The sequence below is a fragment of the Alteromonas sp. KUL17 genome, assembly GCF_006538305.1.
Classification (GTDB): Bacteria; Pseudomonadota; Gammaproteobacteria; order Enterobacterales; family Alteromonadaceae; genus Alteromonas; species Alteromonas macleodii.
The window spans coordinates 43,377-66,280 of record NZ_BJKJ01000008.1 but is presented as its reverse complement, the minus strand read 5'-3'; the positions used below and the strand labels follow the sequence as shown (position 1 = coordinate 66,280).

Genomic DNA, 22,904 nt, shown 5'->3' with positions numbered 1-22,904 from the left:
TTCTGTTCTTATGTTAATAGCGATTATATTCTGAAAATGAATTAGCGCTGAGCAAGGTTTTACTTCTCAATTTTTTAGAATGCTGAGTAGACTCAAAAGCGCCGATGCGCAATTTGGTGTAAACTTAGTATTCGCATTAAATAAGTTAATAACCCACGGCATTACAGCCCGGAGTGATAAATGAAATTTGTAGATGAAGCTGAAATTCGCGTTGAAGCCGGTGACGGCGGCAACGGTACAATTGGCTTTAGAAGGGAAAAATACGTACCTAAAGGTGGCCCAGACGGTGGCGACGGTGGTGACGGCGGCAGTGTATTTTTACAGGCCGATGAAAACCTAAATACATTGATCGATTATCGCTTTGAGCGCTTTCACCGTGCTGAGCGTGGCCAAAATGGTCAAGGCGGCAACTGTATTGGTAAGAAAGGTAAAGACCTCACCGTAATGGTGCCTGTTGGCACGCGTGCTACTGATAGTGATACTGGCGAAGTGTTAGGCGACTTAACCCGTCATGGTCAAAAGCTTAAAGTGGCACAAGGTGGTTTTCACGGTTTAGGTAACGCCCGCTTTAAAAGCAGTACGAACCGTGCCCCACGCCAAAAAACCAATGGTACACCAGGTGAAATTCGCAACCTTAAGCTAGAGCTTATGCTTCTAGCCGATGTTGGCTTACTTGGTATGCCTAACGCAGGTAAATCGACCTTTATCCGCTCTGTATCAGCAGCTAAGCCTAAAGTGGCTGATTATCCGTTTACAACCCTGGTGCCTAACTTAGGGGTGGTTCGTCAAGATTCACAGCGAAGCTTCGTTGTTGCGGATATTCCTGGTTTGATTGAAGGTGCTGCCGATGGTGCTGGCCTAGGTATACGCTTCTTAAAACACTTAGAGCGCTGCCGTATCTTGCTTCACGTGGTAGATATTTTCCCTGTTGATGAAACGGATCCTGCCGAGCACGCAAAAGCGATCATTGAAGAGCTTGAAAAATACAGCCCTAAATTGGCAGAAAAGCCTCGTTGGTTAGTATTTAATAAAGTCGATTTACTGCTTGAAGAAGAAGCTGAAGAACGCTGTCAGCACGTGATCGATGCGTTAGATTGGGAAGGCCCAGTTTATCAAATCTCTGCGTTCCAAAAGATGAACCTAGATCCTTTGTGTAACGACATTATGGACTTCATTGAAACCCTTCCAGCTGAATTGGAAGAGGAAGAAGAGAAGAAAGAAGTGGAATTTAAGTGGGACACTTACCACAAGAATACACTTGAAGCTCATGATGAGTTTGAAGACGACCTAGATGATGACGACTGGGACGAAGACGATTACGACGTGGAAGTTGAGTATCGTCGTTGAGAAACAATCGCTGAGTGACAGTCAATTTCGAAACAATTACTGATAACCAGTGCTCTAAAGCAAATTAGAACACCAAAAAGCTCGCATAGTTGCAAAGACAACGTGCGAGCTTTTTTGTAAGTAACGCGGTTAGGCTAATGCACCCTCATCGTGCTGGCTTACTCACTGGTATGATAGATAACCTTTCCCAGCAATTGAGCGCGAGTAAACTTACCCATGGCCCCTTGGCTTACAGAGTGGGCCTTGTTATCGCCCGTTAAAGTAAACGTTCCGTCGGTGTTAACTTGGTCTACCCTTTTGATAATTACGCCGTAAGTGCTGCTTTTAACAACCACGATTTGCCCGCTACGCAGCCACCTAAAAGGCCATCTCATTGCACAGACAAAATCACCGTCACTTAGAGAAGGCAACATGCTGCTCCCCGTAACCCGCATAATTTTAAACATTTAGAGGTCGGGATAAACCACTTCTTCAGAAGGTGGATAGGGGCAAGTTGCTTTTTTGGTTGCGACATCTTTGGTTGCCCAGAAACGCTCTGCAAATTCATTCACTAACGAAAGCAGCTCTTCAGCTTTTTCTCTGCTGACGTGTTGCTTACACCCGGAACCGGCCAGCATGATTTTATGTACCAGCTCGTTAGTATCTGGAAACTTCTCAAACTGAGGGGCTTTAAAGTAATCGCCCCATATTACCCTGACTTCTTGCTTTACTTTCTCTGCATGGGTTTCCTTTTCTGCTACTAAGCGGCTCATTTGCGCTTGATCTGCAAACGTAAGTGTCTCTTTTTCGGTCAATTCGTTAAGTAGGTCTACGAAGCGAATAACACTCAACGCAGCCAACTGCGCCGAAAACGGATCGTAAATTTTGCAAGGAATGTCGCAATGTGCGCTAACCGCAGGGAAGGGGCTAACGGCATGAAGTTTTGAGAGTAATTGATGAATCATAATTTGTACCCCCTTACTTTGCTGAGCGCTTTTTAGCGTTGAAGTATTTGTAAGCCGCAAAGCCACACGCAGCTGCACAGCCTACAAGCGACGCGTAAAACAGAGCATGCATAACACCGCTAGTCCAGTGTTCATGATCGTGTCCTGCATGAGCGAATGCGCCTGAACTAAATACAGCGGCGTATAGCATTAGAGCTGAGCGTTTAAGGTTAACTTTCATGAATTCTCCTAAAGCGTTAGTAAAAGTAAGGTGAAGTAGTTAGGCGCATAAGTATCGGTGCAACTACACGGCGAAGCGCAGTGGTACATTGCTGTTCACGATGTTGTTCGAGGCGCTGATGACAGTATGAGCTCTGTCGACAATGGCGTTTCGGTGGTGAGGCAGTTTCAGATGAAAGTATGTCTCTTCAAGCAAGCTTGTTAAGCCCATAATCTTAGCTGTCATTGCGCTGTTCTCACCGCCGTCTACCTCAAGCAGAATAACGGCGATATCAAACGCACAGCCAAGGTATGGAATTGCTTCACTGAACTGACCGCTTTGCATAAGCATTGTGCCTTGCATTTCATCGCGCGCCATTACGTGTAGGGCCTGTTCTGGGTTGTTGTAAACCCAATCTGCGTGTTTAGGGCATAGATAGTTTATTTGCATTGTCGCGACCTCCTGTATACACACTAGAAAATTTAAAATAATAATGCAAATGATAACTGTTTCTATTTGTTGGGTGTTAAAGCTATACCCTTTGAGCCAATACACATTTGGTCGCTGATATTGATATACTGCCGCGGTTCAACAATAAAAACGGCTTTATAGGTAATGAAATGAAGATAGCGATGATTGCTGCTATGGCGAAAAACAGAATTATAGGCGCAGATAATGATATGCCGTGGCACTTACCGGCTGATTTAAAACACTTTAAAGCGATCACCTTAGGCAAAGCCGTCATAATGGGCCGCAAAACCTATGAGTCAATCGGAAGGGCATTACCTGGCAGGCCAAACATTGTTATAACGAGTAATGCTGACTACAGCTTATCTGACGCGACCGTAGTAGATTCACCAGAGTCAGCGATTGAGGTAGCCAAAGCGCTAAGCGCAGAGAACAGCGACAACGATGAAATAATGATTATCGGTGGCGGTACTATTTACCAAACGTTCTTAGATAGCGCTGACACTTTGTATCTCACACATATTGATTTGACTGTTGACGGAGATACACAGTTCCCAGACTATGAGGCGGCAGCAAGTTGGACGGAAGTATCACGTGATGAACATGACGCCGATGAGAAAAATCCTCACCCTTACACATTCGTTACTCTCGTTCGAAACTAACGGAGAGATTGGAACTAGGTCCAATTTAAAATAAAAAAATGCCAGTGTTGTGAAACTCAAAAATTGAGAGCTTCACAACACTGGCATTTTTATTTTTGCGTTGCGCGCAGATGCTACTTCATTTGGTCGAACAGGTTCTCTAATGAAAGACCCTGATGACCCAACATATCGCGAAGACGGCGAAGTGCTTCTACTTGAATTTGACGAACACGTTCACGTGTTAAGCCAATTTCGGCACCCACATCCTCAAGTGTTGAAGGTTCATATCCCATAAGACCGAAACGACGAGCAAGTACTTCGCGTTGCTTAGGGTTTAGTTCTTCAAGCCAGGTTACAATATTACTTTTGATATCTGAGTCTTGTAAGCTCTCTTCAGGGCTAAACTCTTTCTCGTCAGCAATAATGTCGAGGAGTGCTTTATCATTTTCTCCACCAATAGGTGTATCGACAGAGGCAATGCGCTCGTTTAAACGCAACATCTTAGTGACATCTTCCACAGGCTTATCAAGCGCTAGTGCAATTTCTTCTGCAGTTGGCTCATGATCAAGCTTTTGTGAAAGTTCACGAGAAGCACGTAAATAAACGTTCAGCTCTTTCACTACATGTATAGGCAAACGGATGGTACGCGTTTGATTCATGATAGCGCGTTCGATGGTTTGGCGAATCCACCATGTGGCGTATGTTGAAAAGCGGAATCCACGTTCAGGATCAAACTTCTCTACGGCGCGAATTAGTCCTAAATTACCTTCTTCGATTAAATCTAGAAGTGCCAACCCACGGTTGTTGTAACGGCGAGCAATCTTAACAACAAGGCGAAGGTTGCTTACAATCATACGTTTACGAGAGGCTTCGCAGCCTTTCAGTGAGCGACGCGCAAAATAAACTTCTTCTTCTGCGGTTAGCAGCGGTGAAAAACCAATCTCGCCTAGATAAAGCTGTGTGGCATCTAGGTTTTTAGGTTGGTCATCCTGACTGAAAATGGCGTCGTCATTTTCTAGGTCAGCGTCGTTGGTTAAGGTTTCGTCAGCTTTCATATCAGCTGGCATATCGACGACATCTAAGTCATCTTGCGGTTTTGATTCTAAGGCTTTATTTGACTTACCCATCATGAATCTCCTGCTACAAGGTTTACCTTATGACGTTTCTCCTTTGTCTTTTATTATTATTATTTATTTTTATTATTTTAATGCTGGCAGGTATTTCATAGGGTCTAATGATTTCCCTCTATACCTAACTTCAAAATGAAGTTTTACCGAATTTGTTCCGCTGTCACCCATGGTTGCAATTTGCTGCCCTGCCGAAACCCATTCTCGTTCTTTGACTAAAATAGTGTCGTTGTAGGCATAGGCACTTAGAAAGGTATCTGTATGCTTAATGATAACCAGATTACCGTAACCCCTTAGTGCGCTACCTGAGTAAACAACTTTTCCATCTGCTGCCGCTAAGACTTTACTACCTTTAACACCAGCGATATCAATACCTTTGTTGCCTGACTCTGACTTACTGAAGGTTCCAACTACCTTACCTTCTGCAGGCCACACCCACTCTTGTACTTTGTCTGGAAAACTCGTCGGCGTTTGTTTTTTGACGCTTTTTGACGGCTTCTTGACAGTTGTAACATTTTGTGGCTTAACAACTTTTTCACTTTCACGATACGCCTGTGGTTGTGGGCGGTCAACCAAACTTTTGTCTACATTTGATGTGGTCGGAGCTGTCGACCGATTGGTCTTAGACTTAGGTATAACGGGGGCTGTAGCCACATTCGAGGGTGGCGTAACGTTTAAAACTTGACCAGGGAAAATGGTGTAAGGGGCTGATAACTGGTTGTATTTTGCTAAGTCGCGATAGTCATTTCCCGTGTACCATGCCACCGCATAGAGGGTGTCTCCCCGTTGAACTTTGTAGGTTTTTTTTGTGTATTCTTCGCTTCCATCTGAAACTTGGCTATTTAATAAAACCACGGGAGCGGGTGCACTTCTTCCTGCACAGCCCCCGATGAGTACACAAATATATAACAAAATTCCTATGTGAAGGTGGGGCCTACGCATGTCATCGCAATAGTAAATAAGCGAATATTGCGAGGATGACTACTCCCCATCCAAGCACTTCTACATACTGCCTTAGCTTTTGCTCCATGGCTGCGCCCCCCCAGCGCATGAGTGCTGCGACCAAAAAGAAGCGTGCGCCTCGACCAACAGCTGATGCCAGTACAAATGGGAAGAAGGCCATTTGCAAGAAGCCAGCACTCACAGTGAAAATTTTATAAGGGATAGGTGAGAAACCAGCAAGAAAAACTACCCATACGCCGTAGTCTTTAAACCACTGCATTGCCGTATCTATTTTGTGGGTATACCCCCAGCTCTCGATAAGCGGAGCCAGCCAAGCATCGAAAGCAAAGTAACCAAGCCAATAGCCAGCTATACCGCCCAAAATCGACGCGATGGTCGTAATAAAAGCGAACTGCCATGCTCTAGCAGGCTGGGACAGTGCCATTGGCGCAAGCATAACATCAGGTGGAATAGGGAAGAAAACCGACTCTGAGAAGCTTAACCCGCCCAAATATTTGGTTGCGTGACGATGTCTCGCCCAGCGTAACGCCATGTCATAACATGGCTCAAAAAGCTTCACATTAGCTCTCCTGCTACAAGGGGAACAAATCGGACCGATTCAATGGTCGATGTTTTTAGTTCACCTTCAATCCTATCAATACACAGTAACGATTGTTGCTCGTTACCTACGGGAATAATCAACCGCCCGCCTTCTTTAAGCTGATCGCACAGATCCTGTGGAAGACTTGCAGCGGCGGCGGTGACAATAATGGCATCGTAAGGGCCCTTGGATGCCCAACCTTTCCAACCATCGCCGTGTTTCATTGCAATATTGTGAAGGTCGAGCTGATTCATTCGACGTTTCGCTTGGAACTGCAATGATTTAATACGTTCAACACTGAATACTTTGGCAAAAAGCTGCGCGAGTATAGCGGTCTGATAACCTGAACCCGTGCCTATTTCTAACACTTTCTCGGGTTTATTAGGGCTATCTAGGAGCAACTCTGTCATTTTCGCAACAATATAAGGCTGCGAAATGGTTTGGCCTTGACCTATTGGCAATGCCATATTTTGATAGGCCTTATGTTTCAGCGCGTCGGGTAAAAAGCTTTCCCGCGGCGTACCAGCAATGGCGTTCAATACTGCTTGCGAACGTATTCCCTCGTTATAAAGCAGTTGTGCTAACGCGTCTCCTTTTCTAGAAGCTCTCATGATGTTGCGTACTTTCCTTTATTCTTATCCACAGCCACGCGAGATTTAGTCTGTTGCGCGCCACGCTTTCTCAATACTCTTTACACCCTGTTAATTGGGGACAAGGTTTCAACGCACTCTCTAAGGACTGAGGTTGCAAAGCAGCCACTTGGAAGCGCAAACGAGATAGTAAATGTATCACCCTTACTCTGCCATTCAAGCTGTGAAGGCCAAATTTTTATCGCGCGACGCTCTTGTTCGAACCCGCACTGGCTTAAAAAGTCGATAACTTCACTATTTTGCTCTGCAACAGATTGCTCAAGTGCTAGTGTGTCAGCTTGCGTAACAAGTTCACCTTTACCCCACAGCGGTGCTGAAGGGCATACGTCTTTGGCATTAAAACGACGTTGTGCGTCTTGCTGCTGCTCAGAGCCGTCGGAACCTTCGTTGATGAAAAAGCTGTTAGAACCTGAAAGCACCAGCGCGTCGCCGTGAGTGACCTTGTCGAACATGTCTTTTTCTAAGCGTGCAGAAAGCATTTCATTAAATAGCCAGCTGCGCAGTGCAGAAAGCGCCATGGAACGTTTGTTGCGGTGTCTGATGGTTTCACCGTTTACCATTCGCTCGGCCATTACCAGGTTTCCACCGCGTTGTACTTCACCCATGTCATTTAAGCGCATTACGCCAAAGCGTTGTTCGCCGTAATAGTTCGGCACACCGTGCTTTTCAATTTCTTGAAGACGCTCTTCAATGGCCTCAGGATGCAGTACCTGGCGCAAGGTAATCGTAAAGTGATTGCCTTTAAGCTGACCGGTTCGCAACTTTTTATTGTGACGCATTTGCTTAAGCACTTTAACGCCTTCCAGTTCAAAGTTGCTGAAGTCGAAGTCAGGCTTACCCGGCGCGTGAATACCAAACCACTGTTGCGTTACCGCGTATTTGTCTTTGCGACCAGCATAGGTAATTTGGCGTAATGGAAGGTTAACGAAACGGGCTAGCTGCTCAGCGACAAACGCGGTATTGGTGTTGGTTTTTTCAATAAATACAAACTGGTGCTCGCCTTCACCACAAGGGGTATAACCCAAATCCTCTACAACTTGAAAATCGTCGGCTTGGAATTTAAAAATACCGGTGGATACAGGTTTTGCGAAATAGTACTGCCAGTGGTCAGTGTGTAAAGGCTTCATAATTTTTCCAGTAGAACAACGGCGTGAGAGGCAATGCCTTCTTTACGGCCTGTATAGCCTAGCTTTTCAGTGGTCGTTGCTTTTACGTTGATGTCGTCAAGCGATACGTTGCAGTCTTGGGCAATAATCTCACGCATAGCAGCAATATGCGGCGCCATCTTAGGTGCTTGCGCCACAATGGTCATATCTGCATTACTTAAGCGGTAACCTTTCTCCCTTACTACATTGACAACGTGACGCAGCAGCACGCGGCTGTCTGCACCCGCGTATGCGTCGTCTGTGTCAGGGAAGTGCTTGCCAATATCACCGAGTGCTGCTGCACCAAGCATTGCATCACACAGTGCGTGTAGTAATACATCGCCATCTGAGTGAGCTAACAGTCCTTGCTCATAGTCGATACTGACGCCACCTATTGTGATGGGGCCTTCACCGCCAAACTTGTGTACATCAAATCCGTGTCCAATTCGCATTATGATTGTGCCTTTTGATTTTTTGCGCTGTGGCTTTGGGCTCTGTAGTTTTGAGCGTTCTGGCCTTGCGCGCTTAATTTTTGCTTAAGATAAAATTCTGCCAAAGGAAGATCGGCCGGATGCGTTATTTTTATATTTGCCGGACTTCCGCTTACCATGGCAACTTTGTAGCCTTCAAGCTCCATGGCAGAGGCTTCGTCTGTGATATTCGCGCCTTGTGATAAACCACTTTGAAGCGCGCGTTTTAGCGATGTTGCTGGAAAAAGTTGCGGCGTTAAAGCGTGCCAAAGACCGTCTCGGTCTTCAGTGTGAGAAATAACATTTGTCGAAGGTCTGACCCGCTTCATGGTGTCACGAACAGGGGTAGCTAGAATACCGCCAGAAACGTCATCACTGCTCATTAATTCGAGCAGCGCGGAAATATCGCTCTCTTCTATACAAGGCCTCGCGGCATCGTGAACCAGTGCCCAATCGTTCTCGCCAAGTGACATAAGCCCGTTCAATACACTATCAGCGCGTTCCTTTCCGCCATCTACAACGCGAATGGGTTTTTCACGTAACCGATATTGATCAAAATACGCGTCACCTGGGCTTATCGCTACGATCACGTCATCGATTAACGGATGCTGTAGCAGCGCGTCAATCGTGTGTTCAAGAATGGTTTTACCATTTAAGGTGAGGTATTGCTTTGGGCGGTCAGCCTGCATTCGGCTGCCAACTCCGGCTGCGGGGATAACCGCAACAACGCGGGGCGATGTCATTTTCTTCACTTAGAATCTGCGGGCAAAATACGGTAGAAGGTTTCTCCCTTTTTAATCAGACCGAGTTCATTTCGGGCTCTTTCTTCAATGGCTTCTAGACCAATTTTTAAATCGCTAATATCAGCTTTAAGTAGGGCATTGCGCTGAGCGAGGTTGGCATTTTGAAGGGCTTGAGAGTGAACTTCTTGTTTTCGGTTGAAGTAATCGGGAATACTATTTTTTCCAAACCATAGCCTGTATTGCAATAGACCAAGCAGTACTATCAATACAATGGGAAGCCATTTACCTTGCAACACAGATTCACCTGACAATGTGGTTAAGCGGAAAAAAAGCAGAGGCTCTTCGCCTCTGCTGTGTCTTATTATGCCGCGAAGCAGCGTCGAGTCAAAGGCGCATTATTCACCTTGGCCCAATTTTCCTTTCAATTTATCAAACAGCTTACTTTTTTGCTGCTCAACAACGTTGTTAAGTTGAGCTTGAAGCAGCTCCTGAAGGGCGGCACTGTCGCCTTGGGCTGCACTAAGCATACTGTTTACGTCAACAAGCTCGCCTGATAGCAATGATTGTTCGTTACTTATCATGCTGTTGAGTTTGTTGTTTAATTCATCCAGCTTGTCTTTTTGGCTGGCAGTAAGCTGTGAAAGCGCCGCTTTAGCCAGCTTATTATCCAGATCAGACTTAATGTTAAAGCCAGGGTCTGAAAGCGTGCCGTCTAGCAGCATCGTCATGTTTAGGCTGGTTAACGTTTGCAGTGCCTGCGCAATAGCACTGGTGATATCACTGGTGCCAGTTGCTTCCATAACGAGCTGCTGAAGGTCAACTTCGCCCGTACCGGTAAGCATGTTATCAGTGACTTTCATCGATCCATTGGTTTTCATCAGCGCTGATTTAAGCACCGCATTTAGTGTTTCATTACCGCTAAATGAAATGTTAGACATATTTACGCCGGCTAGCTGCCAGACTTGACTGGCATCAACACCGTCGCCGTCAATCCAGAATTCACCGCTGGAAGTAAACGACTTTAGTAACTCGCCCGCTGCTTCAATAGTAAAGGTGGTGGGGTTACCGAATACTTCGTGAACGTTTGTAATGTTGTTCCATTTGCTGGTGATAGATTCATTTTGCCAAAGCACTGATACATTGGCTTCTTTCACCAAAATCGACGGCACTTCAGTCGGTGCTTCACTTTTTTCTTCACCTTGAATGAGCGGCATAACAATTTGCATTGCTGCCATAAGGTACTCAGTGTATTCCGCCGCTTTGTCGCCAAACACAAAGTAAGTGACTTGAGAAAGTGCCGCTTGGTCACCTGCAATTACCCCTTTCAGCAACACGTAATCTTCTTGTGGCGCTTTCTTAAGTGCTTCAACACTTTCACTAAGGGCTTGTTTGGCATCGCTCGCTTTTTCCGTGAAATTGCTAATAAGCGCGCGGTCGGCCTGCATTTCTTCTTTCAACTTATCAAATGAAGACTTTGCCTGTACCAAGGCTTGAGGGTCTTTGTAGTTCGTTTCTTTAAGCTGGGCTACCTGCGTTTTGTAGTACTCAATGCGCGACTTATCAGGTAAAGATTTATAGTCGTCTTTCAAACCTTTTCCAAAGGTTTCGTAGGCAGACTTTGCATTTTCAATGGCAGCAGTGGTTTTTAGTGGATTGCGGGCGAGAAGTTCGTCAACCGTAGGCACGGCTTCTTTGGCTTTTGCTTTAATTTCGTCAAATGACAGAGAACGTTCTGGAACGCGATACACTTCACCTTCAGACTCGCGCTGTGTATCGAACTGCACTTTCAGTAAATCAAGATTGTTTACGATAACTTGATCATCTAACAGTGGCTTCAGCTCAACGTCTGCGTGAGCTTCACCTACAAAAACTTGATTGTGAGTAGGCTTTGTGGGGTTGGTGAGTGCAATACCTTTCAGCGTAACAGTTGTTGGAAAAAGAGAGTGGTCGAACTCGTCGATATTCACTTCTGCTCCATAGGATTCGCCCAGCTTGGACTCAAGAATAGATTTGATGATGGTATTGGCGAACAGGAAATACACCAAAAATAGCAACACGAAAAAACCGACAACCCATAATAAAATAGGCTTACCCTTTGAACCACTGCTCATATTCAACTCCTTGATTTTTTGCGCGTCTGGCTTTTATTGCGCATAAGTCACTACTTTGGTGGCTAGTATATCGCTCAATAAAAAGTAATCGATTAACCGCCACTTATGGTGCCTCTGAGTGTAATGCACTCAGGTCTTTTCTTCCATACGCAGAAGGTAGGTGTATTGATTAAACCATGTGAGCTTTTAAACAACTTGACGTAAGAGAAGCAAAATTCGGCAAAGTTTACTTTTTTAAAAGAAAATCACCGTGAGCTATGGAGTGGTAGCAGCAGTAAACGGAGCCTGCTTCTCAATGCTTTGCAGCAAAGCGCAGCAGGCTCGTTGAAATGTAAAATGCTTTAAAGCTTAAAGCGGTTCGCAATGTCCATTATTGCTATACAGCTTGCGCGTAACGCTTGGCTCGCAGCTGCTAATTCATCTGCCGTTCTCAAGCTACTATCAGCAGCACCTGACAGTGCATTGATGCGCATATTCGCTTCGGTAGCGGCTTCCGCTTGCTGCTCGGTAGCCCGCGCTATTTCACTACTCATATCTGCAATTTCAGTCATTAAGCGATCAGCTTCTTGCAGATTTTGATTCGCCTGTATAGCGTTGTCTACCGTTTTGGTTGACGCTGACTGGCTTACTTTTACTGCATCTACTGCGCTTTTGGCATTACTTTGCAGCTTTTCTATCATCGCTTGGATTTCATCGGTACTTTGTCCGGTTCGGCTTGCTAGCGTGCGAACTTCATCCGCGACTACCGCAAAGCCTCTCCCTTGCTCGCCTGCTCTAGCGGCCTCAATAGCGGCGTTAAGTGCCAGTAAGTTAGTTTGTTCTGCAATACCGCGAATAACGTCTAATACAGCACCAATACTGTCTGTTTGCGCAGCAAGTTCCGTAACCACGGTACTTACACTTTCTATATCCGATGTGAGTGAACGAATGTCTTTAACCGTGCTATCAACCACTGCTGCGCCATTTTGAACATTGCCGCGAGCGCTAATGGTACTTTTTTCCGCAGAGTCAGCATTACTGCTGACATCGTTAATTTGTGTTGTCATCTCCTCCATTGCTGCGGCAACTTGTAGCATGTTCTCGTTCTGTGTCTGCGCTTGCGCATTGCTATTTTGACTAGACGTTTCCACGAGTTCTGCTTGCTGTGTGAGTGAACTGATATTTTCGCGAATACCCAATAATGACTGACGCATTTTATCTGTGTACTCATTGAAATAACGCGCCAAACGGGTAATCTCATCTTGCCCTTTCTCTGGAAGAGAACGCGTTAAATCGCCTTCTCCCTGAGAAATATCTTTCATACGCTCTGTTACTTCTTGAACAGGCTTTACAATGCTTCCGCCTATCACATATACCAGTACCACAACCAGTACGACGCTAACCAAACAAAACACTACAATTAGGTTTCGAAGATGGGAAAATTCCTTTTCGAGATTGGTAAGGTATATGCCCGAACCTACCGTCCAGCCCCACGGCTTGAACTCTTTCACATAAGAAATTTTATCGGTAGGGGTCTCTTCGCCGGGAAGGGGCCAGACATAATCAACGAAACCATCACCGTTCGCTTTGATTTTTTGCGCCATTTCAATAAAAAAGGTTTTGCCTTTCCCGTCTTTAAAAGTTCTTAGGTCCTTACCATCTAGCGCGGGCTTTATGGGGTGCATAACCATAGACGGCGTTTGGTCCTGAATCCAAAAGTAGTTACTGCCGTCATACCTCAGCGCCTTTACCGCCTCTAGCGCCTGTTGTTTAGCAGTAGCCTCATCTATGTCAGTACGCGCTTCAAAGCTACCAAGCATGGTATGAACCACTTCAACAAGATGCTGGTTTTCATCGTAAGACTTTTGCTTCAATGCTTCGTAGTGCCTGTTTAATACAACTGCCGTTAGCAATATAAACAGCAGCGTAATTAGCCCAACAATAATGCCCAAACGTTGAATTAAACTAAATTTTCGTAACCACATTGGCAAATACCTATCTATTTATATTTTTGTTTTTTTATAGTGTAGACGGTTTTTTAATTTCTACTTTAGAGCCTAAATTAAAATAAGCAGGCCTAGCGAAGACGAAAAGGCAGAGCACGAATATTCACAATTGCCTTTGTGGAGAGACGGGCGTAAATGTGTGGCCCGTCGCGCTGGGATAATCTATAGGTGTTCAACACTCGCTCAGTTAGCGAGTGGGAGTCGATTTGATAACTTAAGTTCTCTTAGCGAAATGCTTGATGAAATATCTGATATGCCGGGTAGTTTTCGTAATACACTATCTACAAAGTGCCCGTAGTCGTCCAAGTCTTTTGCTACAACTTGTAGCAAAAAGTCAGCGCCACCAGTGGTGTTGTGACAACTTAATACATTGTCGCACCGTTGGATAATATCAATAAAATCATTCGTCGTTTTTGAGTCATGGGCAGTATAGGTAAGTTGCACAAACGCCAACACGCCATAGCCTAACTTGCGTTTGTTCAAGTTTGCTTGGTAACTCTCAATGTACCCCTCGTTTTCTAAACGTTTAACACGCCTCCAACAAGGGGTTTCACTCATATTTAGCATTTCAGCCAGCTTGGCGTTTGACAGTTTCCCGTCTTGCTGAAGCAACGCTAAAATTTTCTTATCTACATTATCCATGCTTTTCTTTGCGTCCGGTTTGGCGGATTCTTTCTTTAATTTAGCATTGCTTGAAAGGTCCTTGCAACTTTAGCGGACCAAGCCAAACAAAAAGCAAGATTATTTCTTAACTATTAGCGTAATCTTTACGACTGTCGGTGGATGTTTATTGAACATATTTTTAAGGGGCTGTAATTATGAAAGCAGTAGTATTTGAAACGTTTGGCGGAAAATTAAATATTCAGGACGTGAAGAAGCCCACGCCTAAATCTCATGGGGTGGTGATACGTGTAAAAGCCACGGGTGTGTGCCGCAGCGATTGGCATGGCTGGATGGGGCATGACGATGGAATAAGCTTACCTCATGTACCAGGTCATGAATTTGCTGGTGTTGTCGAGTCCGTTGGAAGCGATGTAAAGCGATTCAAAGCCGGCGATAAAGTTACAGTTCCTTTCATTAGTGCGTGTGGAAGATGTTCAGAGTGCTCTTCGGGTAATCATCAGGTATGCGGTAACCAAACACAACCCGGCTTTACCCACTGGGGCTCGTTTGCAGAATACGTAGAAATTGACTTTGGCGACGTTAATCTGGTTCATCTCCCTGAAGAAATAGACTACGTGACTGCGGCTAGCTTGGGTTGCCGTTTTGCTACATCATTTCGCGCAGTGGTTGACCAAGGTAAGGTGAGCGCTGGGCAATGGGTTGCTGTTCATGGCTGCGGTGGCGTTGGTCTATCTGCTGTGATGATTGCATCGAGTATTGGCGCAAACGTTATTGCTGTTGATATATCAGATGACGCATTGGCATTGGCGAAAAAGTTAGGCGCTGATGTAGTGATTAATGCTAAGAATGAAAAGGATGTGTCTGCAACAATCAAGCGCCTTTCATTAGGCGGTGCGCATGTGTCAATTGACGCCCTAGGAAATCCTATTACCTGTGTAAATTCAGTAAACAGCCTAAGAAAGCGCGGCAAGCATGTCCAAGTTGGTCTGCTGTTAGCTGAGCAATCGACGCCACCTATTCCTATGGATGCGGTTGTTGCACACGAGCTTGAAGTAATAGGTAGTCACGGTATGCAAGCGTATCGATACGACGCCATGTTTGGCATGATCGCCACAAAAAAGCTGAATCCCCAAGCACTCATTGGGAAGATAATTTCACTGGAAGAAGCGCCCAAAGCGCTCTCTGAGATGGACAAATACTCGCAGCCAGGTGTGACGGTCGTTTCTTTTGATGAGAAGTGAAAAGCAGCGGCGATTCAGCGACATGTAAAATGTCATCCAACGCACTGACTACATAGCTTGACAGAGAAACTGAAAAACTTTGTGAGCGGGGGCTTGGCAGGGCAATTTTGTGTGCTACCATCCGCGCAAATTTGGCCCAGTCGTGATCTTCATCCAAAAGTATAAAGTTAAAAGAAGTACGACAGGTCAACGCAAGGTTCCGACTTTGCTTGTTTTTTAGCCGCTTCCATGTGACCGTGGGCAGTCTTACACGGCGGGAACGCTTTTTATTACAGCTATTTCTATGAAAGGGTTGCAATGCTCATTAACGACACGCTTCATACAACTTCACCCCTACGCCAGCGCATAAGAGATTACTATCGCATTAGTGAATCGGTGGCTGTGGATCAAATTCTTCCTATCGCAGAGGTTAACCCGCGTGCGCGAAGCCGCGCATGGGAACGGGCTCGTAAGATGGTACTTCAAATTCGCCGCGAACAAGAAGGGCACGGTGGTGTTGACGCATTATTAAATGAATACTCGCTATCTACAGCAGAAGGTGTGGTATTGATGTGCTTGGCTGAAGCCTTGCTGCGTGTTCCAGACAAAGCCACTCAAGATGAGCTTATTCGTGACAAACTGTCTCAGGGACAGTGGACACCTCACTTGGGGAATTCAGAGTCGTTATTTGTTAACGCTTCGGCGTGGGGCTTGTTATTTACGGGCAACATGGTGAACTATGCCGACAAGCGCAAGAAAGAACAGTTTGGCTTGTTAAAACAAACCCTTGGCCGCTTAGGTGAACCTGTTATTCGCCGCGCCATGAACATTGCGATGCGCGTTATGGGTCGTCAGTTCGTTATGGGCGAAACCATTGAAGATGCGGTAGATCGCGCCAAAGAGAAAGAAACCAAAGGGTACGTATATTCTTACGACATGCTAGGCGAAGGCGCACGCACTATGCGCGACGCTGAGCGTTACTACGATGCATACGTAAAAGCAATAAAAGTAATCGGTAAAGCGGCTAACGGACGCGGTCCTAAGCGTTCACCGGGGATCTCGGTAAAGCTTTCTGCTATTCACCCACGCTTTGAATTTTCTCACCGCGAACGCGCCATGGCAGACATTCCGCCGCGCTTGAAAGCGCTGTGTATGATGGCGAAAGAATACGATATCGGTTTAACCGTAGATGCGGAAGAAGCTGACCGTCTAGAGCTTTCTCTAGATATTATTGAAGCTGTATTTCGCGATGAAGACCTGAACGGTTGGACAGGCTTTGGCTTGGCCGTACAGGCCTACCAAAAACGCGCAATCCACGTTATAGAGCACTTACGTGAACTTACCCTAGAGGTAGGTCGTCCGCTAATGGTGCGTTTAGTTAAAGGCGCTTATTGGGATACTGAGATTAAGCTTACTCAACAAGCGGGCCTTGAAGAGTTCCCTGTATTTACCCGTAAGTCGTCAACAGATGTGTCATACCATGCCTGTGCGAACCGTCTACTTGAGTATCGCGACACCATTTACCCGCAGTTTGCGACTCACAATGCCTACACAGCGTCTGTTATTGTTGAGCTTGCTGGTGACGACAAAGAAGGTTTTGAGTTCCAGTGTCTGCACGGTATGGGCGATACCCTTTACGATCAGGTGGTAACACAGGATAAGATTCAGTGCCGTGTTTATGCCCCTGTAGGTGAACACGAAGACTTATTGGCCTATCTAGTGCGTCGTCTTCTTGAAAACGGCGCGAACTCGTCGTTCGTAAACGCTATTGTTGATGATGAAAAACCGGTTGAGTCTTTGCTTGAAGATCCGGTAGAAAAAACACAACGCCTGAAAGTACGTTATAACAAGTTAATCAAAACCCCACGTGGGCTGTATGCGCCAGAGCGCGATAACTCCCGTGGTCTGGACCTAACCGACACCAATGCGGTAACGGCGCTTAAACACGAACTTGAACGCTGGCAGGATTACTACAAAGTAACCGGTGAAGTGCCGGAAGGTGCGACAGCGGTACTTAGCCCAACTAACCACAACGACGTGGTAGGTTATCATCATTACGCTACGCCTGATGATATGCGCAAGGCATTAGATGAAGCCGAAGCTGGGTTTGAAGCATGGTCTAAACGCGATGTAAGCGAGCGCGCTGAAATACTTAATCGAACGGCAGATGCGCTTGAGCGCCACATGGCTGAGCTTATCGCTATCTGTATGCGTGAAGCCGGTAAAGTAGCGCAAGACAGTATTGATGAAGTGCGTGAAGCCGTTGATTTCTGTCGCTACTACGCGGCGCGTGCAGAAGAGCTTGCTGAAGATCAACGCTTACTTCCTCGTGGTGTTGTGCTTTGTATTAGCCCGTGGAACTTCCCACTAGCCATCTTCTTAGGCCAAGTGGCAGCGGCACTTGTAACAGGTAACACGGTTATTGCTAAGCCTGCTGAACAAACCAGCATTATTGCGCAGCGCGCGGTAGATATTATGCACTCGGTAGGGCTGCCAGAAGACGCACTGAAACTTATTGTATCGCCTGGTAAAGAAGTGGGCGAAACCCTTCTACCAGACGAGCGCATTAAAGCGGTAATGTTCACAGGTTCAACGCAAACCGGTACGTTAATTTCTCAAGTGCTTGCAGAACGTGGTGGCGAACAGGTGCCATTGATTGCAGAGACGGGCGGTCAAAACTGTATGATTGTTGATTCAACTGCACTGCCAGAGCAGGTAGTTGATGACGTGATCCACTCTGGTTTCCAAAGTGCCGGTCAGCGCTGTTCAGCGCTTCGCGTATTGTTCGTACAAGATGAAATTGCTGATGACCTTATCGAAATGCTAACCGGCGCCATGAAAGAGCTTACCGTTGGTGATCCAACGCAGCTTGCTACCGATGTGGGCCCTGTAATTGACGAGAAGGCGCTTAAGAGCCTAACCGATCACCAAGAGTATATGGAAGATAAAGCTAAGCTGCTTTATCGCAATGAAATGCCAGCAGGCTTTGAAAACGGTACTTTCTTTGCGCCGACCTTATATGAAATCAAGAACATTGATGTGCTTGAAAAAGAAGTGTTCGGTCCTGTGGTACATATTGTTCGCTTTAAGTCGAAAGACCTTGATAATGTGCTAGAGCAAATCAATGGCACAGGTTACGGCCTGACTATGGGCATTCACTCGCGTATTGAAGAGCGTGCCAACGAGCTAGCAGCGAAGAGCCGCGCGGGTAACGTGTACATTAACCGCAACATGATTGGCGCTATTGTTGGCGTTCAGCCATTCGGTGGACGTGGATTGTCTGGTACAGGCCCAAAAGCGGGTGGTCCTAATTATCTGCCTCGTTTAATGATGGAACGTGCCACACCTAAGCCATCGCACATTGATGATGTAGACGGTACTGATGCAGCGCTTGTCGGTGATGAAAAGATTGCCGAGCGTGCGCACGTAATGATGGATAAAGCGAAAGCGGTAGAAGTGCAGTGGCGTCATACGCCGTTGAATGACCGTATTTCTATGGTACGTCAGCTTCTGGCTAAAATTGCGAAAGTGGACATCGTTGACGAGCTTGCTGATGACTTGAACCGTACGCTTGCGACGGCGCGTCAGCAGTTAACCAGTGTTGAACGCAAGCTTGCCAAGCCTCAAACCTTGCCGGGCCCAACAGGTGAATCGAACAAGCTTTACTTGGAGCCTCGCGGGATCTTGGTGTGTTTTGCCGATAAAGAAGTAACTTTCGAATACTGGTTGCTGTCTATAGTGACCGCGCTATCAACGGGTAACCCGGTAGTATCAGTTGTGTCTGAAATCTTCTATGAAGAAGCAGTAGAAATTCAAAACAAGTTTGAATCTACTGGCGCACCAAAAGGCTTATTCCAGGTAGCGCGTCTTGCGCATCTAGATACCTTGCTAATGGATGAAGATTTATCTGGCGTGGTGGTCGACTCTGGTACAGAGCGTACTGCGCGTATTACAGCAATGCTGTCATCTCGCGAAGGCGCTATTTTGCCGGTTATCACAGCAGAATATAACGATAACCTTATTCAGCGTTTGATGACCGAAAAAACCATCAGTATTGATACTACGGCGTCAGGTGGTAACACATCGTTGATGACCCTAGTTGAAGATGATGAATAAGCAGGAAACCTAGGGTATGTTCACAAATGTTGAGCAGACCCTAATGCTTAAAATCAAAGCGTTAAATACAAAAATGGCCAGCTTTATAGCTGGCCATTTTTTTAATCGTGTTACTAAAACTCGGTGCCTAGCACTACATCCACTCGCTGCTTCTGCGTTTGCGCTTGGGAAGGTAAGTCAGCATTACGCCCAGTAATATACCCACACCGGCTACCATACCACCGCGTGTAAACCAGGTAACCAGCTCATCTTTATTCGCGCTATCTACTTTGGCGGTAAGACGAGTTATCTCAGAGGCTTGTTCCTCGCTCGTTGTTGTAAGCTTCGATACCTGCTGACGTGCATCGTTAAGTTGCTGACGAAGCCTGGCGTTTTCAGACTGCGCTGTTTGCAGTGCGCTTTGGCTCTCAGCTAGCTTCTCACTTATGATTGGCAATTGCTCGGCTTGCGACATGGTATTTGACACAAAGCGGCTTTCAACCCAGCCTTCGCGACCTTCGTTGTCGGTAATTTGCGTGAATTCAGCATCGTTATCGCGTGTAAGCACAGTAATAGGTGTGCCTGCTTCAATTGAACCTAGAATACGGTAGTTACGACCAGGTCCAGTATGCATAAAGATAAACAAGTCATCTCTAATGTAATGCGAAGAAGACGCTTCTAAATCAGCGGTATCTTGTAGCGAAAATGCTTGAAAAGAGCATGCAATAAGGGCTGCTGCTAACCACTTTCGAATCATATGAAGTCCAATTTTAGAATTTAAAACGTGAAGATGGTATTGGTTGACCGCGATAAAGGCAAGTTTGTTCCACTTTTGTCTAATTAAAGCATCTTGTTTCATGGCGCCAGCATTGCGAAAAGTAAGCGACAAAGGTAAGGTGTCAGCATCATAAGCTGTGCCTAGCGCAACCATGTCAGAAATAGAATTAAAATTTGTAACGGGTGACAACGCCCACCATGCGTTTAGTCAACGTGTACTTCCTCTTTTCGAAAAAAACAGCATTCAGGTTAACTCTCATCGTGAAATGCGCCTAGAGAACGACTATTACGATACAGATAAGCTCGATTTTCAAAACAATAAAATGGGCTTTCGTGTTCGAGGTAACAATGGTGAATACGAACAGACGCTAAAGACTAACGGCGTGGTCAGCGGTGGTCTGCACAAACGCATGGAATACAATGTGAGCCTTGATAATTCAAGGCCCGACCTCACGCTATTTGAAGCCGGCGCTTGGCCCCAAGATTGGGACGTGGCGGCAAAAAACACGCGTCTATCTAAACAGTTTAGCACTCACTTTACTCGCAATGCCTATGTGGTTAGTGTGGGTGAAAGTGTGGTTGAGATTGTGCTGGACTGTGGCGAAGCAAGTACAGAAAAAGCCAGTTCCCCAATCAACGAAATAGAGCTTGAGTTGATGTCAGGCGATATCAACAGTTTGTTTACGTTGGCGGTGTTAATAAACGACAACATGCCGGTACGCCTCAGTGATGTATCAAAAGCGGCGCAGGGATATCAATTACTTCACGGCTTTAACGCTAAAGTTCGACACCTGCCAGATTTCCTTGCGCTTGAAGACACAACCACCACGGAAGAAGCATTTAGCCACGCGGTTCAAACTGCATTGGCGCATTGGCAGCACCACGAGCATGTGTTTTGCGAAAGTGGCTCAATAAAAATGCTGGCTGAAGTTGCTAAAAGCGTACGTCTGTTACTGCAAAGTGTATCGCTTTACTTGCCGGTTCTGCAGTGCCCTGAGCTACTAGCCCTGCATAAAAAGCTGGTCACCCATGCGCAAAAGTGGGGCTGGCAAGACGACTTACAAAGTTTGCGTTACTTGCTCTCTAAAAAGAGCATGTTTAACAAAACACTCAGCAAACATCCTGCAGTAGTAAGCTATTTGCAAGGACGACAAACAGGCTTAATGCAGGCTCATGAGCCTGAAAAGCTGTTTTTCGACAACGATGCCACAGACATTAAGCTACACGCCATAAGTCTTATCCAGAATAAGCCGTGGCAAAAAGTCGCAACGGGTTTTGACCATCCGGTGCTTGATCATGCAAAAGGTTGGCTGTCGCAAGGTTGGCAAACTGTACAGCAAAGCATGCCGCTAAATAAAACCATGGGGCCTGCCAATTACAGCGCTGTAGAAGTGATGCTTAGGCAGACATTATGGAGTGGATTTCTGCTCGGTGACTTGTTTGTAGAAGAGCGGGGTAATTTTCGCGCGCCGTGGTTAGATTTGCTCACTGGTATTGATGAGCTGAATGCGCTGCTTATGTTAAAGCAGTCGATAGACGACGCCGAAGTAGACTCTCATGACGAGGTGCGAAAATGGACGTCAGAAAAGCTCAGTACATTAATTCGTATTATGGAACGAACTCGCACAGTGGCTATGCAACGTGACGTTTACTGGTAATTGTTTTCTATGTATATGTGGTTACTGTAAACATGCACGGTAAAGGCAACTCGAATCTCAAGGATGGAGGGCGCTGATGACCTCAGCCATAAATGACTATTTCCTTTACGCACTGCTTGGCATTTATGTCATTGGCTTTGTGCGTTTGTTTGTTCAAAAAATCAATTTACGCAGTGGACGTTGGCTAACGGCAGCGTTTTTGTGCTGGCCTGTATTTATGCTGGATGAGTGGCTCCGTATGGCAAATGCCACAGGGCTGGCTAGTATCTACGGGTTATCAGAAGTATTTGCTGTTATCGCGATTACGTGTTGTTACCGCGCGATAAAACCCATGCTGTTAGCTTATCCTACGGCACGAAAGCGGCTGTGGTGGCCGGTAGTAGTGACCGGCGTTTTTCAGTGCGCCATTCTCCTGATACCCGTAGACGATAAGCAGCAATGGCTCTCATCGTCTCCTCATGGTCAGCCTCTGCTATTGTGGCCTGCCTATATTGCATCACTGTTAACGGGGTTTAGCGTGTTGCTCATAGGTATTCTTATTACCGAGCATATTCAAATGTACCATAGGCACTTACCAGAGCAGGCGGTGGATATAAAAAACCTGAAAATGCCTAGGCTTGCCGGAGTAATGGGGAGCTTGGTTGGCGTAGCGTTTATGAGTATTCTACTTGTGACGGCCGCAACATTCGGCTTCTTCCCTGTTCCTTTTTGGGAAGGGTTTCATCATCTGATGATTGGAACGGCAATTCTAATTGTACTGTTTTCACTAACCTTTATACGACGGACGTCCCCGTCGCCACTCGATTACGAACGCTTAGATGAAGGCAAGGCAACGCCTTATGAAATTAGCAGTATTATTTCTAAAGCAGAACGCTACACCATAGAATCAAAGGCGTACAAGGTTCGCTTCCTTACCCTCAGTGAGTTTTGTAGAGGGGCAGATATCGACCCCACCTCGCTCGCATTGGCCTTGCAACTTACTGAAAAGAAAAACTTTAGACGTTTCATTTTCCACTACCGCTTAGAGTACGCCAAGAATGTTCTGCTGCGCAGCGACGCTAAACTTGAAGCCGTGGCAAAACGCATGGGGATAAATTCAGAAAAGTTCTTGAGTGAGTATTTGGTTAAACACCTAAACTCCACGCCGCTAAGATAAC

22 protein-coding genes are annotated in these 22,904 nt (G+C 46.0%); 6 read left to right on the top strand and 16 right to left on the bottom strand.

Going from position 1 to position 22,904, the window contains the following annotated elements; genetic code table 11:
- Nucleotides 1-180 precede the first annotated feature (180 nt).
- The gene (gene cgtA, locus KUL49_RS09185) at nucleotides 181-1,347 is read left to right on the top strand and encodes an Obg family GTPase CgtA (protein ID WP_131137092.1); all 1,167 of its coding nucleotides are present in this window, start codon (nucleotides 181-183) and stop codon (nucleotides 1,345-1,347) included.
- A gap of 158 nt (nucleotides 1,348-1,505) precedes the next feature.
- Here cgtA and KUL49_RS09180 read toward each other — a convergent pair whose 3' ends face one another.
- The 4 genes from KUL49_RS09180 to KUL49_RS09165 all read right to left on the bottom strand — a co-directional run bounded on the left by KUL49_RS09180 (nucleotide 1,506) and on the right by KUL49_RS09165 (nucleotide 2,940).
- Complete coding sequence (locus KUL49_RS09180; RefSeq protein WP_258312646.1) at nucleotides 1,506-1,781, bottom strand: S24/S26 family peptidase; 276 nt, start codon at nucleotides 1,779-1,781, stop codon at nucleotides 1,506-1,508.
- Between the two features lie 12 nt (nucleotides 1,782-1,793).
- A complete protein-coding gene (gene sodN, locus KUL49_RS09175) occupies nucleotides 1,794-2,291 on the bottom strand; it encodes a superoxide dismutase, Ni (protein ID WP_131137090.1) in 498 nt (165 codons plus the stop codon).
- A gap of 13 nt (nucleotides 2,292-2,304) precedes the next feature.
- Nucleotides 2,305-2,511, bottom strand: a complete 207-nt coding sequence (locus KUL49_RS09170; RefSeq protein ID WP_014978232.1) for a hypothetical protein — start codon at nucleotides 2,509-2,511, stop codon at nucleotides 2,305-2,307.
- A gap of 63 nt (nucleotides 2,512-2,574) precedes the next feature.
- Nucleotides 2,575-2,940 (bottom strand): hypothetical protein, encoded by a 366-nt coding sequence (locus tag KUL49_RS09165; protein WP_039224426.1) that lies wholly within the window; start codon nucleotides 2,938-2,940, stop codon nucleotides 2,575-2,577.
- A 182-nt stretch (nucleotides 2,941-3,122) separates the two neighbouring features.
- Here KUL49_RS09165 and folA point away from each other — a divergent pair, with 182 nt between their 5' ends.
- The gene (gene folA / locus KUL49_RS09160; protein ID WP_039231980.1) at nucleotides 3,123-3,620 is read left to right on the top strand and encodes a type 3 dihydrofolate reductase; all 498 of its coding nucleotides are present in this window, start codon (nucleotides 3,123-3,125) and stop codon (nucleotides 3,618-3,620) included.
- 113 nt (nucleotides 3,621-3,733) lie between these two features.
- On the opposite strand, the gene rpoS is transcribed toward folA, so the two are convergent.
- The 11 genes from rpoS to KUL49_RS09105 all read right to left on the bottom strand — a co-directional run bounded on the left by rpoS (nucleotide 3,734) and on the right by KUL49_RS09105 (nucleotide 14,015).
- Nucleotides 3,734-4,726, bottom strand: coding sequence for an RNA polymerase sigma factor RpoS (rpoS, locus tag KUL49_RS09155; protein ID WP_131137160.1), 993 nt, complete (start codon nucleotides 4,724-4,726; stop codon nucleotides 3,734-3,736).
- A 72-nt stretch (nucleotides 4,727-4,798) separates the two neighbouring features.
- Complete coding sequence (locus KUL49_RS09150; RefSeq protein WP_181412765.1) at nucleotides 4,799-5,668, bottom strand: peptidoglycan DD-metalloendopeptidase family protein; 870 nt, start codon at nucleotides 5,666-5,668, stop codon at nucleotides 4,799-4,801.
- 1 nt (nucleotide 5,669) lies between these two features.
- Nucleotides 5,670-6,248 carry a YqaA family protein gene (locus KUL49_RS09145; protein ID WP_131137089.1) on the bottom strand — a complete coding sequence of 193 codons (579 nt, stop codon included), beginning with the start codon at nucleotides 6,246-6,248 and terminating at the stop codon, nucleotides 5,670-5,672.
- The gene (locus KUL49_RS09140) at nucleotides 6,245-6,880 is read right to left on the bottom strand and encodes a protein-L-isoaspartate(D-aspartate) O-methyltransferase (RefSeq protein WP_131137088.1); all 636 of its coding nucleotides are present in this window, start codon (nucleotides 6,878-6,880) and stop codon (nucleotides 6,245-6,247) included. The genes KUL49_RS09145 and KUL49_RS09140 overlap by 4 nt, the downstream gene beginning before the upstream one ends.
- Before the next feature lie 80 nt (nucleotides 6,881-6,960).
- On the bottom strand, nucleotides 6,961-8,046 hold the full coding sequence (truD, locus tag KUL49_RS09135) for a tRNA pseudouridine(13) synthase TruD (RefSeq protein WP_014975597.1): 1,086 nt from the start codon (nucleotides 8,044-8,046) through the stop codon (nucleotides 6,961-6,963).
- Nucleotides 8,043-8,516 (bottom strand): 2-C-methyl-D-erythritol 2,4-cyclodiphosphate synthase, encoded by a 474-nt coding sequence (gene ispF / locus KUL49_RS09130; RefSeq protein WP_039217505.1) that lies wholly within the window; start codon nucleotides 8,514-8,516, stop codon nucleotides 8,043-8,045. Before ispF ends, truD begins: the two co-directional genes overlap by 4 nt.
- A complete protein-coding gene (gene ispD / locus KUL49_RS09125; protein ID WP_131137087.1) occupies nucleotides 8,516-9,277 on the bottom strand; it encodes a 2-C-methyl-D-erythritol 4-phosphate cytidylyltransferase in 762 nt (253 codons plus the stop codon). The genes ispF and ispD overlap by 1 nt, the downstream gene beginning before the upstream one ends.
- Nucleotides 9,278-9,282: 5 nt before the next feature.
- Nucleotides 9,283-9,573, bottom strand: a complete 291-nt coding sequence (gene ftsB / locus KUL49_RS09120; RefSeq protein WP_014948164.1) for a cell division protein FtsB — start codon at nucleotides 9,571-9,573, stop codon at nucleotides 9,283-9,285.
- A 99-nt stretch (nucleotides 9,574-9,672) separates the two neighbouring features.
- Nucleotides 9,673-11,388 (bottom strand): TIGR03545 family protein, encoded by a 1,716-nt coding sequence (locus KUL49_RS09115; RefSeq protein WP_131137086.1) that lies wholly within the window; start codon nucleotides 11,386-11,388, stop codon nucleotides 9,673-9,675.
- Nucleotides 11,389-11,729: 341 nt separating this feature from the next.
- On the bottom strand, nucleotides 11,730-13,352 hold the full coding sequence (locus KUL49_RS09110; RefSeq protein WP_131137085.1) for a methyl-accepting chemotaxis protein: 1,623 nt from the start codon (nucleotides 13,350-13,352) through the stop codon (nucleotides 11,730-11,732).
- Between the two features lie 204 nt (nucleotides 13,353-13,556).
- Nucleotides 13,557-14,015 (bottom strand): Lrp/AsnC family transcriptional regulator, encoded by a 459-nt coding sequence (locus tag KUL49_RS09105; protein ID WP_131137084.1) that lies wholly within the window; start codon nucleotides 14,013-14,015, stop codon nucleotides 13,557-13,559.
- Between the two features lie 176 nt (nucleotides 14,016-14,191).
- Here KUL49_RS09105 and KUL49_RS09100 point away from each other — a divergent pair, with 176 nt between their 5' ends.
- Nucleotides 14,192-15,238: a zinc-dependent alcohol dehydrogenase family protein gene (locus KUL49_RS09100; RefSeq protein ID WP_131137083.1), complete on the top strand. Its 1,047-nt coding sequence runs from the start codon at nucleotides 14,192-14,194 to the stop codon at nucleotides 15,236-15,238.
- Nucleotides 15,239-15,535: 297 nt separating this feature from the next.
- Nucleotides 15,536-19,333 carry a bifunctional proline dehydrogenase/L-glutamate gamma-semialdehyde dehydrogenase PutA gene (gene putA, locus KUL49_RS09090; protein WP_014948170.1) on the top strand — a complete coding sequence of 1,266 codons (3,798 nt, stop codon included), beginning with the start codon at nucleotides 15,536-15,538 and terminating at the stop codon, nucleotides 19,331-19,333.
- A gap of 133 nt (nucleotides 19,334-19,466) precedes the next feature.
- On the opposite strand, the gene KUL49_RS09085 is transcribed toward putA, so the two are convergent.
- The gene (locus KUL49_RS09085) at nucleotides 19,467-20,279 is read right to left on the bottom strand and encodes a TIGR04211 family SH3 domain-containing protein (RefSeq protein ID WP_131137082.1); all 813 of its coding nucleotides are present in this window, start codon (nucleotides 20,277-20,279) and stop codon (nucleotides 19,467-19,469) included.
- On the opposite strand from KUL49_RS09085, the gene KUL49_RS09080 reads away from it, so the two are divergent.
- Entirely contained in the window at nucleotides 20,242-21,747 is a 1,506-nt protein-coding gene (locus tag KUL49_RS09080; protein ID WP_131137081.1) for an inorganic triphosphatase, read from the top strand. The two genes, KUL49_RS09085 and KUL49_RS09080, sit on opposite strands and share 38 nt — an antisense overlap.
- Before the next feature lie 76 nt (nucleotides 21,748-21,823).
- Nucleotides 21,824-22,903 carry an AraC family transcriptional regulator gene (locus tag KUL49_RS09075; protein ID WP_131137080.1) on the top strand — a complete coding sequence of 360 codons (1,080 nt, stop codon included), beginning with the start codon at nucleotides 21,824-21,826 and terminating at the stop codon, nucleotides 22,901-22,903.
- Nucleotide 22,904 lies beyond the last annotated feature (1 nt).

Bases quoted from the DNA above. Each gene is read 5' to 3' on its own strand.
- cgtA (WP_131137092.1), top strand. From the start codon at position 181: ATGAAATTTGTAGATGAAGCTGAAATTCGCGTTGAAGCCGGTGACGGC.
- KUL49_RS09180 (WP_258312646.1), bottom strand. From the start codon at position 1,781: ATGCGGGTTACGGGGAGCAGCATGTTGCCTTCTCTAAGTGACGGTGAT.
- sodN (WP_131137090.1), bottom strand. From the start codon at position 2,291: ATGATTCATCAATTACTCTCAAAACTTCATGCCGTTAGCCCCTTCCCT.
- KUL49_RS09170 (WP_014978232.1), bottom strand. From the start codon at position 2,511: ATGAAAGTTAACCTTAAACGCTCAGCTCTAATGCTATACGCCGCTGTA.
- KUL49_RS09165 (WP_039224426.1), bottom strand. From the start codon at position 2,940: ATGCAAATAAACTATCTATGCCCTAAACACGCAGATTGGGTTTACAAC.
- folA (WP_039231980.1), top strand. From the start codon at position 3,123: ATGATTGCTGCTATGGCGAAAAACAGAATTATAGGCGCAGATAATGAT.
- rpoS (WP_131137160.1), bottom strand. From the start codon at position 4,726: ATGGGTAAGTCAAATAAAGCCTTAGAATCAAAACCGCAAGATGACTTA.
- KUL49_RS09150 (WP_181412765.1), bottom strand. From the start codon at position 5,668: ATGCGTAGGCCCCACCTTCACATAGGAATTTTGTTATATATTTGTGTA.
- KUL49_RS09140 (WP_131137088.1), bottom strand. From the start codon at position 6,880: ATGAGAGCTTCTAGAAAAGGAGACGCGTTAGCACAACTGCTTTATAAC.
- truD (WP_014975597.1), bottom strand. From the start codon at position 8,046: ATGAAGCCTTTACACACTGACCACTGGCAGTACTATTTCGCAAAACCT.
- ispF (WP_039217505.1), bottom strand. From the start codon at position 8,516: ATGCGAATTGGACACGGATTTGATGTACACAAGTTTGGCGGTGAAGGC.
- ispD (WP_131137087.1), bottom strand. From the start codon at position 9,277: ATGACATCGCCCCGCGTTGTTGCGGTTATCCCCGCAGCCGGAGTTGGC.
- KUL49_RS09115 (WP_131137086.1), bottom strand. From the start codon at position 11,388: ATGAGCAGTGGTTCAAAGGGTAAGCCTATTTTATTATGGGTTGTCGGT.
- KUL49_RS09110 (WP_131137085.1), bottom strand. From the start codon at position 13,352: ATGTGGTTACGAAAATTTAGTTTAATTCAACGTTTGGGCATTATTGTT.
- KUL49_RS09105 (WP_131137084.1), bottom strand. From the start codon at position 14,015: ATGGATAATGTAGATAAGAAAATTTTAGCGTTGCTTCAGCAAGACGGG.
- KUL49_RS09100 (WP_131137083.1), top strand. From the start codon at position 14,192: ATGAAAGCAGTAGTATTTGAAACGTTTGGCGGAAAATTAAATATTCAG.
- putA (WP_014948170.1), top strand. From the start codon at position 15,536: ATGCTCATTAACGACACGCTTCATACAACTTCACCCCTACGCCAGCGC.
- KUL49_RS09080 (WP_131137081.1), top strand. From the start codon at position 20,242: ATGTCAGAAATAGAATTAAAATTTGTAACGGGTGACAACGCCCACCAT.
- KUL49_RS09075 (WP_131137080.1), top strand. From the start codon at position 21,824: ATGACCTCAGCCATAAATGACTATTTCCTTTACGCACTGCTTGGCATT.